14 protein-coding genes are annotated in these 16,590 nt (G+C 75.0%); 5 read left to right on the top strand and 9 right to left on the bottom strand.

What is annotated here, in order from left to right; all coding sequences use genetic code 11:
- Positions 1 to 2: 2 nt before the first annotated feature.
- Positions 3 to 1,208, bottom strand: a complete 1,206-nt coding sequence (locus ACZ55U_RS20450; protein ID WP_465527559.1) for an MFS transporter — start codon at positions 1,206 to 1,208, stop codon at positions 3 to 5.
- 352 nt (positions 1,209 to 1,560) lie between these two features.
- Here ACZ55U_RS20450 and ACZ55U_RS20445 point away from each other — a divergent pair, with 352 nt between their 5' ends.
- Complete coding sequence (locus ACZ55U_RS20445) at positions 1,561 to 2,925, top strand: FAD-dependent oxidoreductase (RefSeq protein WP_465527558.1); 1,365 nt, start codon at positions 1,561 to 1,563, stop codon at positions 2,923 to 2,925.
- 141 nt (positions 2,926 to 3,066) lie between these two features.
- Here ACZ55U_RS20445 and ACZ55U_RS20440 read toward each other — a convergent pair whose 3' ends face one another.
- Positions 3,067 to 3,684 (bottom strand): TetR/AcrR family transcriptional regulator, encoded by a 618-nt coding sequence (locus tag ACZ55U_RS20440; RefSeq protein ID WP_465527557.1) that lies wholly within the window; start codon positions 3,682 to 3,684, stop codon positions 3,067 to 3,069.
- A 365-nt stretch (positions 3,685 to 4,049) separates the two neighbouring features.
- Here ACZ55U_RS20440 and ACZ55U_RS20435 point away from each other — a divergent pair, with 365 nt between their 5' ends.
- Complete coding sequence (locus ACZ55U_RS20435) at positions 4,050 to 4,238, top strand: hypothetical protein (RefSeq protein WP_465527556.1); 189 nt, start codon at positions 4,050 to 4,052, stop codon at positions 4,236 to 4,238.
- Between the two features lie 215 nt (positions 4,239 to 4,453).
- Here ACZ55U_RS20435 and ACZ55U_RS20430 read toward each other — a convergent pair whose 3' ends face one another.
- From ACZ55U_RS20430 to ACZ55U_RS20410, 5 genes are all read right to left on the bottom strand, one after another.
- A complete protein-coding gene (locus ACZ55U_RS20430) occupies positions 4,454 to 6,451 on the bottom strand; it encodes a sensor histidine kinase (protein WP_465527555.1) in 1,998 nt (665 codons plus the stop codon).
- A gap of 221 nt (positions 6,452 to 6,672) precedes the next feature.
- A complete protein-coding gene (locus ACZ55U_RS20425; RefSeq protein WP_465527554.1) occupies positions 6,673 to 7,350 on the bottom strand; it encodes a response regulator in 678 nt (225 codons plus the stop codon).
- On the bottom strand, positions 7,347 to 8,819 hold the full coding sequence (locus tag ACZ55U_RS20420; protein WP_465527553.1) for a sensor histidine kinase: 1,473 nt from the start codon (positions 8,817 to 8,819) through the stop codon (positions 7,347 to 7,349). The genes ACZ55U_RS20425 and ACZ55U_RS20420 overlap by 4 nt, the downstream gene beginning before the upstream one ends.
- A gap of 94 nt (positions 8,820 to 8,913) precedes the next feature.
- Entirely contained in the window at positions 8,914 to 9,762 is an 849-nt protein-coding gene (locus ACZ55U_RS20415) for an ABC transporter permease (RefSeq protein ID WP_465527552.1), read from the bottom strand.
- Positions 9,759 to 10,706 carry an ABC transporter ATP-binding protein gene (locus tag ACZ55U_RS20410; protein WP_465527551.1) on the bottom strand — a complete coding sequence of 316 codons (948 nt, stop codon included), beginning with the start codon at positions 10,704 to 10,706 and terminating at the stop codon, positions 9,759 to 9,761. The genes ACZ55U_RS20415 and ACZ55U_RS20410 overlap by 4 nt, the downstream gene beginning before the upstream one ends.
- Positions 10,707 to 10,972: 266 nt before the next feature.
- On the opposite strand from ACZ55U_RS20410, the gene ACZ55U_RS20405 reads away from it, so the two are divergent.
- Together ACZ55U_RS20405 and ACZ55U_RS20400 are read left to right on the top strand one after the other, a co-directional pair.
- Complete coding sequence (locus ACZ55U_RS20405) at positions 10,973 to 11,365, top strand: DUF302 domain-containing protein (RefSeq protein WP_465527550.1); 393 nt, start codon at positions 10,973 to 10,975, stop codon at positions 11,363 to 11,365.
- Positions 11,366 to 11,375: 10 nt separating this feature from the next.
- The gene (locus ACZ55U_RS20400) at positions 11,376 to 12,221 is read left to right on the top strand and encodes a universal stress protein (RefSeq protein WP_465527549.1); all 846 of its coding nucleotides are present in this window, start codon (positions 11,376 to 11,378) and stop codon (positions 12,219 to 12,221) included.
- 107 nt (positions 12,222 to 12,328) lie between these two features.
- Here the strand turns inward: ACZ55U_RS20400 and ACZ55U_RS20395 are convergent, their stop codons facing one another.
- On the bottom strand, positions 12,329 to 13,351 hold the full coding sequence (locus ACZ55U_RS20395; protein WP_465527548.1) for an alpha/beta fold hydrolase: 1,023 nt from the start codon (positions 13,349 to 13,351) through the stop codon (positions 12,329 to 12,331).
- Between the two features lie 333 nt (positions 13,352 to 13,684).
- On the opposite strand from ACZ55U_RS20395, the gene ACZ55U_RS20390 reads away from it, so the two are divergent.
- Complete coding sequence (locus ACZ55U_RS20390; protein WP_465527547.1) at positions 13,685 to 14,773, top strand: branched-chain amino acid aminotransferase; 1,089 nt, start codon at positions 13,685 to 13,687, stop codon at positions 14,771 to 14,773.
- A gap of 81 nt (positions 14,774 to 14,854) precedes the next feature.
- On the opposite strand, the gene ACZ55U_RS20385 is transcribed toward ACZ55U_RS20390, so the two are convergent.
- A complete protein-coding gene (locus tag ACZ55U_RS20385; protein WP_465527546.1) occupies positions 14,855 to 16,411 on the bottom strand; it encodes a long-chain-fatty-acid--CoA ligase in 1,557 nt (518 codons plus the stop codon).
- Positions 16,412 to 16,590 lie beyond the last annotated feature (179 nt).

The raw sequence follows: 16,590 nt of genomic DNA, 5'->3' as shown, positions 1-16,590 counted from the left end.
GTTCACTCCGCGCGGCCCTCTCCGTCGCCGCTCCCCCGGACCGGGCGGCGGTCCCGCCAGGCCGGGGTGAGCGCGGCGAGCATCACCAACGCCGTCAGCACGAACGCCCACGGGTAGCCCGTCCCGCCCGCGACCGCCCCGAAGGCGACCGCGCCGACCCCCATCCCGCCGTCGTAGGCGACGTTCCACAGCGCCGCCACGGTGCCGTACCCGGCGGGCGGCACCCGGGTGTACATCAGGGCCAGCGTCGCGTTCTGGGCGACGCCGAAGCCCGCGCCGAACACCGCCGCCCCGGCCACCACCGCGACCGCGCTGCCCGTCCACGCCAGCAGCAGCACCCCGGCCGCCGCCACCAGCAGCGCGGGCAGCACCAGCCCCGCCGAGCCGCGCCGGTCCCCGTACCGCCCGGCCAGCCAGCGGGTCAGCAGGGCGGCCGCGGGCTGGACCAGCAGCGCCACCGCGACGACGGCGGCGGACGGCACGGCGAGCGGCAGGAAGGTGACCACGATCCCCGCCGCCAGCGCCGTGGCGCCGAAGACCACGGCCGGGCGCAGCAGTGCGCCGCTGCGCAGCCCCTGGCGCACACCCACCGCCGGTCCGGTGTCCCGGGTGCGGTCCGGCAGCCCCGGGACGGAGGCGACCGCGGCCAGCGGCGCCGCCGCCCCGATCCCGAACACCCAGGCCCAGCCGATGTGCTGGGCCAGCCAGACGCCGAGCGGCAGTCCGAACAGGGCGGGCAGTCCGGAGACCAGGCCGATCAGCGCGAGTCCCTCCCCGCGCCGCTCGGCGGGGATCAGCGCGGCGGTCAGCGCCCCGCCGGCCACCAGGGCGACGGCGAAGCCGAGTCCGCGCAGCAGGCAGACCGCCACCACCGCCGCCATGCTCCCGGTCCACACCAGTACCAGGGCGGGCGCGCCGAGCAGCACCAACCCGGCGGCCAGCACCGGGCGGTAGCCGAACCGGGCGGTCAGCGACGGGGTGGCCAGCTCGCCGACCACGGTGGTGAGCATCAGCGCGCCGGTGGCCAGGCCCGCCGCGTGCTCACCGCCGCCGGACTCCTGGGCGTACAGCGGCACCGCCGACAGCAGCAGGTTGAAACCGATGGAGGAGCCGAGCAGGGAGACGAAGCGCAGCAGCAGCGCCCTCGTCACCAGCGGCGGCCGGTCGCGGCCGGAGCCCGCCCGGGCGGAGTCGATCGTCGTGTCCACCCGGCGACGCTATCGGCCCCGGCGGCCCGCCGACAGGGGCGGCCGGTGTCGGGGACCACCGGGATCCGGCGCCCCGTCAGGAAGCCCGTGCGGCCGGTGGCCGCCCCCGCCCGGTCGTGGCGCATACTGGCCTGCGCGGCTCGCACCGTACGACCCGGGGCCCTCCCTCCCCGGCCCGGCCGCGTCACGCCCGCTCGGCCGGTCCCGGACGGGCGCCCGGACCGGCCGGCGAGCCATAGGCCAGGGCTATGACCCCATAGATCAACGCCACCTACTTCGCAGGTCATGCCTCCGGTTTGCTACAAAGGTCCAGACCGCCCTGTGCCGCGCCCGACCGGAGGACCATCCCGTCATGCCCCGCCCGATCCGAGTCGCGATCGTCGGAGCCGGCCCTGCCGGCATCTACGCCGCGGACGCCCTGCTGAAGTCCGACGCCGCCCAGGCCCCCGGTGTCTCGATCGACCTCTTCGAACGGATGCCCGCCCCGTTCGGTCTGATCCGCTACGGCGTCGCCCCCGACCACCCGCGGATCAAGGGCATCGTCACCGCCCTCCACCAGGTGCTCGACAAGCCCCAGGTCCGGCTGTTCGGCAACGTCGACTACCCGACCGACCTCGCCCTGGACGACCTGCACCGCTTCTACGACGCCGTGGTCTTCTCCACCGGCGCGATGGCGGACCGCGCGCTGGACATACCCGGCATCCACCTCGACGGCTCCTACGGCGCGGCCGACTTCGTCTCCTGGTACGACGGCCACCCGGACGTGCCCCGCACCTGGCCGCTGGAGGCCGAGAAGGTCGCCGTCCTCGGCGTCGGCAACGTCGCCCTGGACGTCGCCCGCATCCTCGCCAAGACCGCCGACGAGCTGCTGCCCACCGAGATCCCGCCGAACGTGTACGGGGGCCTCAAGGCCAACCGGGCCGTCGAGGTGCACGTCTTCGGCCGCCGCGGCCCGGCCCAGGCCAAGTTCAGCCCGATGGAGCTGCGCGAGCTGGACCACTCCCCCACCATCGAGGTGATCGTCAACCCCGAGGACATCGAGTACGACGAGGGCTCGATCGCCGAACGCCGCGCGGTCAAGCACGTCGACCTGGTCGCCTCGACGCTGGAGAACTGGGCGATCCGCGACGTGGGCGACCGCCCGCACCGGGTCTACCTGCACTTCTTCGAGTCCCCGACCGAGGTGCTCGGCGAGGACGGCCGGGTGGTGGGCCTGCGCACCGAGCGCACCGAGCTGGACGGCACCGGAAACGTGCGCGGCACCGGCCGCTTCACCGACTGGGACGTGCAGTCGGTCTACCGCGCGGTCGGCTACTACTCCGACGAACTGCCCAAGCTGCCCTTCGACCCGGTCTCGGGCACCGTCCCGCACGCGGCCGGCCGGGTCCTGGACGGCGACGGCTCGCACCGCACCGCCACGTACGTCACCGGCTGGATCAAGCGCGGCCCGGTCGGCCTGATCGGCCACACCAAGGGCGACGCCAACGAGACCGTCGCCTGCCTGCTGGAGGACCACGCGGGCGGCCGGCTGCCCGGCGCCGTCGAGCCGGACCCGTCGGCGATCGAGGAGCACCTGCGCGCCCAGGGCGTCCGGTTCACCACCTGGGACGGCTGGAAGCTGCTGGACGCCCACGAGCGCGCGCTCGGCGAGGCCGAGCAGCGCGAGCGCGTCAAGGTCGTCGAGCGCGAGGACATGCTCCGCCACAGCGGGGCCTGAGCCGACCGGCCCCGGCCACCGGGTGCCACCGCCGAAATCCCGTGGGAATTCCCTCCGGAACCACTCCCCCGGGATTTCGGCTTGTCACACGGACGGAAAATCCGAAGACTGCCGTCCTGCCGCCCTGGCGAAATCCCCCGCTCAGGGGCGGACGATCGGCAGCAGCAGCTCGTCCACGATCGCCGACGGATCGAGCCGCACCGCGTCCCCGCCGCACATCTTGATCCGGTACAGCATCAGCGCCGGCACCAGATCGGTGACCAGCGGGGTGACCGCCCCGGGGCGGACCTCACCGCGCGCGGTGCCGCGCTCCAGCACCTCGGCGATCAGCGCCGTCGTCGGCTCGACCACCCGCTCCACCACGATCTCCAGGAACGCGTGCGCCCGCTGGTGGTCGAGTTCGCTCATGACGGCCCGCACGGCCGCGCCCATCTCGCTGAACATGGCGGCGCGCAGCCTGGTGACCACCTCCAGCAGGTCCCCGCGCAGGCTCCCGGTGTCGGGGGCCGGGCCGGACGGCGGCAGGCTGGCCCGCAACGCGTCCTTGACGAGTTCCTCCTTGGACGACCAGCGCCGGTAGAGCGCGGCCTTGCCGGTCTGCGCACCGGCGGCCACCCCCTCCATGGTCATCCGGGCGTAGCCGCCGGTGATGAGCTGCTGGAGGACCGCCTCGTAGATGGCGCTCTCCAGCGCCTCGCCGCGCCGCCTCAGCGGGACGCCCGTCACCGGTCCGTGCCCGGTATCCGTTTCAGCGGTCATGGTCGCGCACCTTCTTCAATCGCCCTTCCTCGATGGCCGTCGCCCCGCGCATTCGCCCCGGTCCTCCGGAAGTCCGGAACCCCGGAAGTCCGGAACCGGCCGCGCCATGGTGAATCCATTTCCTATATCACGGTCATCGCCGGGGACTACTGTCGATGTTAGTGAACGAACCCGTTCCCGACGCCGCCCCGGCCCACCGTGACGCGCTCCGGTGTCCACCTCCGGCGGCTCCCGTCCGGCGCGGGGCCCACCCGCACGACGGGACCGGGAGGGGACCGTGGCCCCATGCGGCTGGGGCGAGGCCGGCGGTCGGATGGAAGAGCAGGTCGAAGCGGCCTGCCTGCGGAGATCCCGTGGAGGACCCCATGACCGACAGAACGGCCGGCACCGCACTGGTGGCCGCCGGTGTCGCCGCCGTCTTCGCCGCGGTGAGCGTCGCCGCCGCCATCCGGGCGTGCAGGTGCCCGGTGCACCGCGGCGAAGGCACCGCCGAAACGAAGCGGCCAGGCCCCCCGATCGTCAAACCTTTCTGCGCCAATCCGCCCTTCTGCTAGTGATTCCGTCGGCGGCTCTCCGCGCGGCCCCTGTCGCACCGGAGACGTCGCCCAGTCCCAGCCCCCGGCCCGCCGACCGTCGCGCCGGGGGCCCGTCGCGCCGGGGGCCGTCGTGCGGGACGCCCGTCTGCCCGGGGGCCATCGCGCCTGAGCCGGTCGTTCCCGCCGGGGGCGGTTGACGGGACGGCGGCCCGCTCGGGCCCCGGGCGCGGGCATCAGCCGCCGGCCGGGCGGCGCGGCAGCACCGCGTGGACCCGGGTGCCGTGCTGAAGCGCGTCCACGGTGCAGCTGCCGCCGATCTCCGCGGCCCGCTCGGACATCGAGCGCAGCCCGACCCCCGGGTGCACCGGCAGCCCGTGGCCCGGGCCCCGCCCGTCGTCCTCGACGTCGAGCCGCAGCTGCCCGGCGTCCACCCGGACGGACACCGTGGCGGTGCTCGCGCGGGCGTGGCGCACCACGTTGTTGAGCGCCTCCGCGGTGATCCGGTAGACCGCGACCTCGACGGCCGCGGGCAGCTCCGGCAACGGGTCGGGCTCCAGCCGGGTGGCGACCGTGAGGTCCGGTCCGCTGAACGTCTCGGCGAGCCGGGCCAGCGCCCGGGACAGTCCGTAGTCGCCGAGGGCCGTCGGCCCGAGCCGGTCGGTGATCCGCCGGACCTCCCGGACCGCCGTGGCCAGGTCGTCCGCGACCCGGTCCAGCACGGCGGAGTAGAGCGCCGGGTCGTCCACCGCGGCCGCCCCCTGGAGACGCAGCCGCAGCCCGGCCAGCATTGGGCCGAGCCCGTCGTGGATGTCGCGCCGCAGTTGTCGGCGCTCCTCCTCGCGGGCCGCGACGATCCGCTCGCGGCTGGCCCGCAGGTCCTCCGTCAGCTGGAGCGAGGCGACGGCGGGCGCGGCCTGGTCGGCGAGCGACCGCAGGATGTCGCGGTCGCTGTCGTCGAGCACCCGTTGGCCCTCGCGCGGGGCGGCCGTGAGCCGTCCGATCCGCTCCCCGCGGTGCACCAGCGCGAAGCCCTCGCCGCTGCCGGAGAGCTCTCCGACGGCGGCCAGCGACCTTTCGCCGCCGCGCGTGTGGACGCTCAACTCCACGCCGGGGAGGCGCAGTTCGTCGGCGATGGTGTCGCACAGCACGGTCGGCACCTCCTGCGGGTCCACGGTGTGGCTCACCCGTCCGGCCAGGTTGCGCAGCACCTGGTACGGCTGGGCGCGCGAGCCGTAGTACCAGCGGTCGACGAGCGCCGACGCCCAGCGCACGCCCCGGGGCAGGCCGACCGCCAGCAGGAAGACGGCGGCGACCACCGCCAGCGCTCCGAGGCCGCGTCCGGGCATCAGCATGGTGGAGAGCAGACAGGCCACCAGCACGAACACCACGGCCAGTCCGGCGGCCACCAGCAGGCCGACCAGCACCCGGCGGGCGGCCCGGTCGAGCCGCCAGGAGCCGTCCCGGACCACGACGACGGCCAGGGCGACGGTCCACAGGATCGAGGTGACCACGAGCGCGACGTACGAGGGCGTGCGCTGGTCGTCGAAGTAGTAGCCGAGCTCGGCTCCGGCCCACAGCAGGTAGACGCCCAGGCCGATCAGCACGTTCTGGCGCCGCCACCGGGACACCCCCCGGACGCGGAGGAGCGGAACGAGCCACACCAGCAGGACCATGGCGATGTACGCGGCGAGCTGGGCGATGTGCAGCCGTTGGTCGAAGTCCCGCAGCCAGGTCGCGACGGCGCTGCCGGCGAACGGGTTCGGCCGGCCGAAGACGGTGGGCTGGTAGACGTCGTAGCAGGCCTGGGGCAGCTCCCAGAGGGCCACCGCCCCGATCGCGAACCACCATCGCCCGCTCGGCAGCGTCCCGTACGGCAGCCACAGGGGAAGGGTGATCCAGATGGTGCCGCTGACGACGAAGCCCACCGACTCCAGGACCACCGCGGCCCCGACCGCGCGCGGGTCGCTCACCTCGACCCAGATCGGGGCCTGGACCGCCATGGGCAGGATCAGCGCCGTCGCGTACGCGAGCAGCACCCAGCCGAGCTGGTTCCCGGGCCGGTGGGCGTGCAGCAGCACCCCTCCGGCGACGGCGGCGAGGCCGTAGCCGAGCACCGTCAGGTGGTGGGCGGGCGCCGAGACCCCGGGCGCCCCCAGGTGGCTCACCACGTACCCGGCCCACAGGCCGCCGGCCACCAGGCAGAGGAGCGCGACCAGTCCGGACGCGGCCAACTGCCGCTCCGCCCGGCCGGACCGTGGCCGCCACCAGCCTCTTCGCACGCTCTCCGCAGCCATCTCCGCCCTCTCCACGCCGGGCCCCTCCGGATGGTTGAAGTCTGCTCCACCCGTTGTCCCGGGCGCATGAGGCAGCGGCCCCGGCGCTCCTCGCGGCGGTCCTCATGACAGCCCTCACGGCGGCCCTCACGGCGGCCCCGGGGGCGTCCGCCGGGCCGTCAGACCGGTGGCTGGGGGCGGGTCAGTCCGCGGTCGTAGGCGAAGATCACGGCCTGGACGCGGTCCCGGGCGCCGATCTTCGACAGCACCCGGCTGACGTGCGTCTTGACCGTCGACTCCGCCAGCACCAGGCGCTGGGCGATCTCGCTGTTGGACCAGCCGCGGGCGATGGCGACCAGGATCTCCCGCTCGCGGTCGGTCAGGGCGTCCAGCCGCGGGTCCGCGGCGGGTTCGGCGCCGGGCGGGCGGACCGGCAGCCGGTGGGCGTAGGCGTCGAGCAGGCGTCGGGTGACGGCGGGGGCGACCACGGCGTCCCCCGCGGAGACGGCGCGGATGCCGGCCAGCAGGTCCTCCGGGCGGGCGTCCTTGAGCAGGAAGCCGCTGGCCCCGGCGCGCAGCGCTGCGTGGGCGTACTCGTCGAGGTCGAAGGTGGTCAGCACCAGGATGCGGGAGCGCCCGCCGGTCGCCACGATGTGGCGGGTGGCCTCGATGCCGTCCATGCCGGGCATCCGGATGTCCATCAGGACGACGTCGGGGCGCAGGTCGGCGGTGAGCCGGACGGCCTCCCCGCCGTGGGCGGCTTCGCCGACCACCTCGGTGTCGGGCTGGCTCTCCAGCAGCATCCGGAAGCCGTAGCGCTGGAGGGGCTGGTCGTCCACGATGAGGACGGTGGTCACGTCGGGCCGCCTGTCGGGTCTGGGGTGAGGGCCTGGTCGGGGGTGGGAGCCGGGTCGGGAGTCGAGGCCCGGACGGGGGCGGACGACCGGCCCGGGGTGGGCGCCTGGCCCGGGGTGAGGTGCAGCACGGCCTCCACCGCCCACCCCGCACCGGGGACGGGGCCCGCCGTGACGGTGCCGCCGTAGAGGGCCGCGCGTTCGCGCATCCCCGCCAGGCCGTGGCCGAACCCCTCGGTGCGCCCGTGCCAGCGGGAGCCGGCGGGCGGGCCGGTGTCCTGGACGCGCACCCGCAGCCGGTCGGGGCCGGCGCTCACGGTGACACGGGCGCGGGTCTCGGTGCCGGCGTGCTTGAGGGTGTTGGTGAGCGCCTCCTGGACGATCCGGTAGGCCATCAGCTGGACGCCGCGGTCCAGTTGGTCCAGGGCGCCGGCGGCCGTGTACACCACCTGGGGACCGGCGGCCCGGATCCGGGCGCACAGCCCGTCGAGGTCGGCGATGCCGGGCTGGGGGTTGTACTCGGCGTCCGGCTCGCCCTGGTCGCGCAGGACCCCGAGCATCCGCCGCAGTTCGCCGAGCGCCTGCCGGCTGGTGTCGCCGATCAGCAGCAGCGCCTCCCGGCCTCGCTCGGGGGCGGCCTGCGCCGCGTAGGCGCCGCCGTCGGCCAGGGTGACGATGACGGACAGGTTGTGGCCGATGATGTCGTGCATCTCCCGGGCCACCCGGGCCCGCTCGGTGGCCGTGGCCAGCCGGCTGCGCTGGTCCCGCTCGATCTCCAGCCGGGCGGCCCGCTCGCGCAGCCCGGCGAGCTGGGCGCGCCGCACGCGCATCGCGATGCCCAGGGCCACGGCCGCCGTCGCGGCGCTGAGCAGGAAGAACAGCGCGTCGCCGACCGGCAGCCGGTGGCCCGAGACGGCCACGGCGACCAGCGACACGGCCACCGCCATGGCGGCGCAGCACCACGCGAGGTGCCGCAGCCGGCCGTGCAGCGCCAGGCTGTAGAGGGCGACCAGCAGGGCGGCGTCGGCGCGCAGCCCGACGTGCAGTGACCACTGGAGGACGAACACGGCCATGATCGCGGCGAACGCGGCGGTAGGCCGCCGACGGCGCCACAGCAGGGGCAGCACCAGGCCGATCTGTAGCGCCAGGATCTGCGGCAGCGGCGGCCGGACGAGCACGATCCGGTGGTCGCGCGCGCCGCCCTCGACACGGCCGTGGAGGAGGTCGGGTACGCAGAACAGCAGGAAGACGACGGCCAGCAGGGCTGCGTCGAGCCCCCAGGGGTGGTCGCGGGCCACCTGCCGAAGCCCCTGGCCGAACCTGGCCAGCCGGGCGACCAGCGGATGGCCGGACAGCTGGTCGAAGGGCGGGGCGCCGCCGGCCGCGGTGTCCACCGGCGGGTGGACGTCCGCGTACGGGCTCGTCGGGCTCGTCGGGCTCGTCGGGCTCATGGCGGTGGCGTGCTCGCTCATCGGTGGCACCTCCCTGATCGGCCTGGCCCACGTCGTCGTGGGGGCGGCGCCGGTCGCCCCGGCGCCGCGGTGGATCGTCTCGCCGTCGAGTCTCTCAGGCGTCGGTGCGTACCAGTCGCACGGCCGCCGCACCGAGGGCGAGGACCGTCCAGCCGAGGAAGACGACCAGGCCGGCTGTCGGCGAGAGCATGGTCGAGTCGTGCTGGAGGGCGAACATCGCCTGGCCCGCGTGGCTGGGCAGGTAGGGGCTGATGTGGTTCTGCCAGGAGCTGGGCAGCAGCGACGTCAGCCCGGGGATCAGCATCAGCGCGGCCACCAGCACCGCGATGCCGCCGGCCACCGAGCGCAGCAGCGCGCCGAGCGCCACCCCGATCACGCCGACCAGCGCCAGGTAGAGCCCGGCGCCCAGCAGGCCCCGCACCGCACCGGCGTCGGAGAGCGTCATCGCCGCGCGGGTGCCGGAGAGGATTCCGCTGTCGGCGACGAAGACGGCGAACGCCCCGGCGGTGGCGAGCACCAGCGCGATCAGCCCGTACACGGCGGCCTTGGACCAGAGCACCGGCAGCCGGCGCGGCACGGCGGCCAGGGTGGAGCGGATCATGCCCGTCGAGTACTCCCCGGCGGCGACCAGCACGCCGAGGACGCCGAGCGCCAGCTGGGCGAAGTTGGTGCCGAACAGCGACAGGCTCAGCGTGCTCGCGTCCGCGAAGTCCCGGTCCATCGGTCGGCCGGACGTCATCCGTGACTTGAACTGGTACGCGGCGATCAGGCCGAAGCCGACCAGGAACAGCAGGGACAGCCCGAGGGTGATCCAGGTGGAGCGCAGCGACCAGAGCTTCGCCCACTCGGAGCGCAGCACCCGAGCCGCCGTCACCTTGTAGGCGGGACGTGCGGGGCGCGGCGCGGCGGACGCGGACGGCCGGCTCTGTGCGACGGTGCTCATGCCACGCTCCTCGGGGATTCGGCGGCGGTGCCGACGGTGGTGGTGCCGTGGTACTCGACGGCGTCGCGGGTCAGGTCCATGAACGCCTCCTCCAGGGAGACCGTCCGGGGGGTGAGTTCGAAGAGCGCGATGCCCTGCTCGGCGGCCGTCAGGCCGATCTCGCGGGCGGTGCGGCCGGTGACCAGCAGTTCCTCCGAGCCGGCCCGGCCGGTGATCTCCACGCCGGGGCCGGCCAGCGCGGTGCGCAGCCGTGCCGGATCGGCGCTGACCACCTTGACGGCGTCGCCGCCGGCCTCGCGGACCAGGTCGTGCACGGTGGTGTCGGCCAGCAGCCTGCCCCGCCCGACGATGATCAGGTGGTCGGCGACCAGCGCCATCTCGCTCATCAGGTGCGAGGAGACGAAGACGGTGCGGCCCTCGGCGGCCAGCGAGGTGAGCAGGTTGCGGATCCACAGGACGCCCTCGGGGTCGAGGCCGTTGACCGGCTCGTCCAGCATCACCGTGGCCGGATCGCCCAGGAGGGCGGAGGCGATGCCGAGCCGCTGGCCCATGCCGAGCGAGAACGCCCCGGCGCGCTTGCGGGCCACCGAGGTCAGCCCCGTCAGCTCGATGACCTCCTCGACCCGGCGGCGGGGGATGCCGTGGGTGTGGGCCTGGGCCATCAGGTGGTTGAAGGCCGAGCGGCCCGGGTGGACCGACTTGGCCTCCAGCAGCGCGCCGACCTCCTGGAGCGGCGCGGCGTGCTCGGCGTAGCGGCGGCCGTTCACCCGCACCGAACCGCCGGTGGGCGCGTCCAGCCCGACGATCATCCGCATCGTGGTGGACTTGCCCGCGCCGTTCGGCCCGAGGAAGCCCGTCACCGTCCCGGGCCGGACCGTGAAGTCCAGCCCGTCCACGGCCGTCTTCTCCCCGTACCGCTTCGTCAGCTGGTGCGCCTCGATCATCGCTCACCCCAGTGCTCCCGGGCCGGTCCGTCCGGCCACCGTCGAGCTCCACGCTAAGTGCGGAGACGGCTCCGATCCGTGGTACCGGGGGCCGATCATCGGCGCGCCCGTAGTACCGCGGTACCACTCCCACATCCCGCCCCGGCAGGTCGGCGCACCTGCGGCCGACAGGCGGCGGGGCCGGGGGCCGCCGATACTGGGGCCTGTCGTCGGCCCTCGGACGGGCCCGGCGGCGGGCCGCAGGACGGCGATCCCCGGGAGGAAGCATGGACTACGGTCTCGGCGTACGACTCGACCGGCCGTTCGACCAGGCGGTGGAGGCGGTCACCGCGGCGCTCAAGGAGCAGGGCTTCGGTGTCCTGACCACGATCGACGTCCGGGCGACCCTGCGCGAGAAGATCGGCGCGGAGGTCGAGGACTACCTGATCCTCGGCGCCTGCAACCCGGCCCTGGCCCACCGCGCGCTCCAGGCCGACCGCCGCATCGGGCTGCTGCTGCCCTGCAACGTGGTGGTCCGGGCGGACGGCGACGGCACGGTGGTGGAGGCCGTCGACCCGCGGACGATGGTGACCCTGGCCGGTCCCGGGGGCGGGCTGGACGAGGTCGCGGACGAGGCGACCCGGCGGCTGGACGCCGCCCTGAACGAGCTGCGTGGATGAGGAGTCGGCCATGACCGGACCCGTCGTCGTCGGATTCGACGGCTCACCCGAGAGCGTCACCGCCACCGAGTGGGCGGCGCGGGAGGCACAGCGCCGCGACTGCCCGCTCGACCTCCTCCAGGCCTGGCCGTGGCCGCACAAGGACACGGTCGGCAGCGAGGAGACGTACCGGCGGGCCCTGGACCGGCTGGAGCTCCGGGCGGCGGAGTTGCGCGCCGCCGCCGGGGACGGCCCGATCACCTCGGCGATCGTGCCGACGGACCCGGCCGAGGCGCTGGAGGCCGCCGGGAAGACCGCCTCGCTGCTCGTCCTCGGCTCGCGCGGTCTGGGCCCGGTGCGCGGCTTCCTGGTCGGTTCGGTGAGCCAGGAGGTGCTGCGCCGGGCGAGCTGTCCGGTGGTGCTGGTCCGGGCGGAGCCGGTGGAGTCGGCGGGCGCGGTGCTGGTGGGCCTGGACCTGGCGCACTCCATGGACGACGTGCTGGCCTTCGCCTTCGACGCCGCGCTCCGGCGCCGGGCCCCGCTGCGGGTGGTGCACGTCTGGTCGCCGCCGGTCGGCAGCCAGTACATGGCGCTGGAGGCGATGGGCGGGGTGACGGGGGCGCTGTCCTCGGTGGAGCGGGCCCGGTTCGCCGAGCTGGTGGACCCCTGGCGGGAGCGCCACCCCGAGGTGGCGGTGACCGGCGACCTGATCCGCGGCAGCGCCTCCGTCGCCCTGGTGGACGCGGCGGCCGACGCCCGGCTGCTGGTGGTCGGCCGCCGTGTCCGCCGGACCCTGCTCGGCGCCCACCTGGGGCCGGTCGCGCACGCCGCGGTCCACCACGTCCGCTGCCCGGTCGCGCTGGTCCCGCACGCCTGAAGCGGAGCCGACGGGCGCCGCGAGGCCGTTCGCCGGCCCGGCCGGGCGCGGACGGCCGGGCAGGGACTCCCGGGCCGCCCGGCCGGCGTGCCGGCGGGCCGGTCGGCTCAGCGGAGGCTACGACGGCGGGCGAAGCGGGTGAGCGCCGAGCCGGACAGCAGCGCGACGGCACCGGCGGCGCCCACCGCGGCGACGGCCCCGCCGTGGGAGCCGGTGGCCGCGAGCTCCGCCGGGGCCGCGCCACCACCGGCGCCACCCCCGCCGTCACCGCGCCCGCCACCGCCACCGCCACCGGCGGCGCCCGCGGCCTCGCGGATCTGGCGGACGACGACGTCGGGGTGGGACATCATCGACACGTGCGAGGAGTCGATCTCGACGGTGTGCGACTTGGCGCGCTTGGCCTCGAAGCGCTCCAGGTCGGGGGCGATCGCCTTGTCCTGCCGGGAGACGACGAACCAGGACGGGATGTCCCGCCAGGCGGCCGCGGTGGCCTTCTCCGCGAACCCGGACTGGGAGAGCGGGCGCTGCTCGGCGGACATCAGCCGGGTGCGGGACTCGGGCAGGTCGGCGGCGAAGACCGCGCGGAACTTCCCGTTCTGGATGTACAGGTCCGTCCCGCTGCCGACGCGGTCCGTGAAGGGAACGGGGTTGAGCGCGGTGGCGAGGTCGCTGCCGGTGAACTTCGTCGACAGCTCGGCCGGGGACTCGCCCACGTCGGGTGCGAACGCCGACACGTAGACCAGGGCCTTCACGTTCGGGTTCCCGGCGGCGGCCTGGGTGATCACGGCTCCGCCGTAGGAGTGACCGGCCAGCACGATCGGGCCCTTGATGCTCTTGAGCACACTGGCCACGTCGGCGGCGTCACTGGCCAGGCCGGGCAGCTCGTTGGGCGGGGCGACGACCGGGTAGCCGTCGTCCATGAGGCTCGCGATGACGTCGTCCCAGCCGGAGGCGTCGGCGAAGGCCCCGTGGACCAGGACCACCGTCGGCTTCCCCGTACCGTCCGTCCTTCCGCCGGTGGCGGCGGCGTCGGCGGCCGACGCGGGGGACGCCGTGGCGGCGACCGCGCAGGTCGCGAGCGCCACCGTGACGGCGGAGGAGATCGAGCGGCGGGACAGCGATATGCCCATGGTTCCTGCCCTTTCAGAGGAGGTGGGGGGCTGGGACCACCCTGCCCACACGGTCTCCCGGGCGGCACATCACGCTGCGCACCCGAGTGATTCCGCTCCGCTGTTCGAGTTCCGCTGGGACTCCGCCGGGTTTGGCGGGCGGAGCCGCCGGTCCCGGTTCCGGGCGAAAGCCCGCTCCCGGCCGTGCGGGGAGCCCCGAAGCCCGGGCCCCGGCCCGGAGGTCGGCCGGAGGGGCCGTATCACGCCCGGCTGACGACCGTTAGCATGACGGGCATGGCGCCGGCGGTTGGCGCCGGTTCGCACGGATTCCACAGCGGTTTCGAGGAGTTGACGATGGGTCGCGCTTTCCCTCTGTTCCGGACGACCGGTCCCGTCCCCGAGGAGGAGCGCCGCACCATCCTCGCCGCGCCGGGCTTCGGCAGGCACTTCACCGACCACATGGCCTCGGCCACCTGGACGCCCGCCGAGGGCTGGCACGACCGCAAGGTCGGCCCGCTGGTGCCGTACTCGCTGCACCCCAGCGCGGCCGTGCTGCACTACGCCCAGGAGATCTTCGAGGGGCTGAAGGCGTACCGCCACGCCGACGGCAGCGTCTGGCTGTTCCGCCCGGAGTTCAACGCCCGCCGCTTCGCCCGCTCCGCCGAGCGGCTCGCCCTGCCGGTGCTGCCCGAGGAGGACTTCCTCGCCAGCGTCGAGGAGCTGGTGCGCGCGGACGAGGTGTGGGTGCCGGACGCCTCCGACGAGAAGAGCCTCTACCTGCGGCCGTTCATGTTCGCCGCCGAGGCCTTCCTCGGCGTGCGGCCCGCCGAGCGGATCGCGTACTCGGTCATCGCCAGCCCGGCCGGCCCGTACTTCGCCGGCGACGTCGCCGGCATCACCCTCTGGGTCAGCAGCAACTACACCCGCGCCGGGCGGGGCGGCACCGGCGCCGCCAAGTGCGGCGGCAACTACGCCGCCGGCCTGGCCGCGCAGCTGGAGTCCCGCGAGCACGGCTGCGACCAGGTGCTGTTCCTGGACGACACCGGCGGCGAGGGCGACCTGGAGGAGTCCGGCACGATGAACCTGTGCCTGGTCACCTCGGGCGGCGAGCTGGTCACCCCGGCGCTGGGCAACATCCTCGACGGGGTGACCAGGGACTCGATCCTGGCCCTGGCGGGCGAGTTCGGACTGACCCCGGTGGAGCGCCCGATCACCCTCTCCGAACTGCGCGCCGGTGCCGCCGACGGCACCGTCACCGAGGTCTTCGCCGCCGGGACGGCCGCCGTGGTCACCCCGATCGTCGGGTTCAAGGGCGAGGGCTACGGGTTCACCGTCGGCAACGGCACGCCCGGCAAGCAGACCATCGCGATCCGCGAGCACGTGCTGGACATCCAGTACGGGCGGGCCGAGGACGTCCACGGCTGGATGCGCCGGGTCGTCTGACCTCCCGGGGGCGGCCCTCCCCGGGCCGCACTCCCCCGGGCCGCCGCCCGTCCCCCCGGGCCGCACTCCCCCCGCGCCGGCTCAGATCCCCTCGGGCACGACGACCTCGCGCTTGAGGATCTTCCCTGTCGCTCCCTTCGGCAGCGCGTCGACGGTCCAGACCAGCCGCGGGTACTTGTGCGGGGCCACCCGCTCCCGGACGAAGTCGCGGATCTCCTCGGTGCCGGCCGAGGCGCCCGGGCGCAGCACCACGGCGGCGCCCACCTCCTGGCCGTGGGTGGGGTGGGGGACGCCGACCACCGTGGCCTCGGCCACCGCCGGGTGCTCGTACAGCACGTCCTCCACCTCCCTCGGGTAGACGTTGAAGCCGCCCCGGATGATGACGTCCTTGCGGCGGTCCACGATCCGGAAGTCGCCGCGCCCGTCCCGGGTGCCGAGGTCCCCGGTGTGCAGCCAGCCGTCCCGGACGGTCTGCGCGGTGGTGTCCGGCCGGCGCCAGTAGCCCTTCATCACGTTGTGGCCCCGGATCACCACCTCGCCGACGGTGCCGTCCGGGACCTCCCGGCCGGACTCGTCGACGATTCGCATCTCCACCCCCTCGATCGGGATGCCGACGGTGCCCGCGACCCGCTCCCGGTCGGCGCGGTTGACGCAGGCCAGCGGCGAGGACTCGGACAGCCCGTAGCCCTCCAGCACGACGCAGCCGAACTCCGCCTCGAAGCCGCGCAGCACCTCCGGCGGCGTCGGCGCGCCGCCGCACAGGCCCAGCCGCAGCGAGGAGACGTCGAACTCGGTGCGCCGCGGGTGGTTCAGCAGCAGGGCGTACATGGTCGGGACGCCGAGGAAGACGCTCACCCGGTCGCGCTGGATCGTCGCGAGCGCGGCCGGCGGGTCGAAGCGCGGCACCAGGGTCAGGCACGCCCCGACGGCCACCGCGCAGTTGAGGCCGAGCACCTGGCCGAAGGAGTGGAACAGCGGCAGCCCGCCGAAGACCACGTCGTGCTCGGCCGTCCCCAGGACCCGCACGCCGGCCCGGACGTTGCACACCACGTTGCGGTGGGTCAGCTCGGCGCCCTTGGGCGCCCCGGTGGTGCCGGAGGTGTAGAGGATGACGGCGGTGTCCGCTCCCCCGCGCGCGGCGGTCGGCGGGTCGGCCGGCTGTGCGGCGAGCGTCGCGGCGAGGGCGGCCGGCTCGACGGCGACCAGCGTGGTCCCGGTGCGCCGCGCTCCCTCGGCCGCCTGCTCGGCGCCCGCCCGCCAGGCGAGCAGCAGGGCGGCCCCGGCGTCGGCGAGGCAGTGCTCGACCTCCCGGGCCTTCAGCAGCGGGTTCATCGGGACGACCACCGCCCCGGCGCGCAGGATGCCGTAGTACAGCACCGCGGAGTCCGGCACGTTGGACAGCAGGACGGCCACCCGGTCGCCGGGCGCGACGCCGAGTGCGGCCAGCCAGTGCGCGGCCCGGGCGCTGAGCGCGTCCAGTTCGGCGTAGGTCAGCACCTGCTCGTCGAGCCGCAGGGCGGGGCGCTCCGGGCAGCGGGCGGCCGTCCTGGTCAGCAGCTCGGGGACGCTGTGCGGCAGGCCGGGGACGCTGTCGGACGGGTGGGAGTCGCTGTCGGACGGGTCGGCAAGGGTGGGCATGCGGGCGCTCCTCGGGTGGCGGGTGGTTCCTCGGGCGACGGTGGTTCCTCGGCTCGGCGGCGGGCCGTCCCCATGGTCATACCCTCGGACGGACGCCGCCGTGCGGAGCGGCGCTCTTCCCGGCCGCCCGCAGCGGCGGGCGGCATCCACGCGGCGATCCGCCCGCGCGACGCCGGCCC

Source organism: Kitasatospora sp. NPDC034533 (assembly GCF_055575155.1).
Note: the sequence above shows the minus strand (reverse complement) of the source record. Positions and strands in the feature narration are given on the sequence as shown.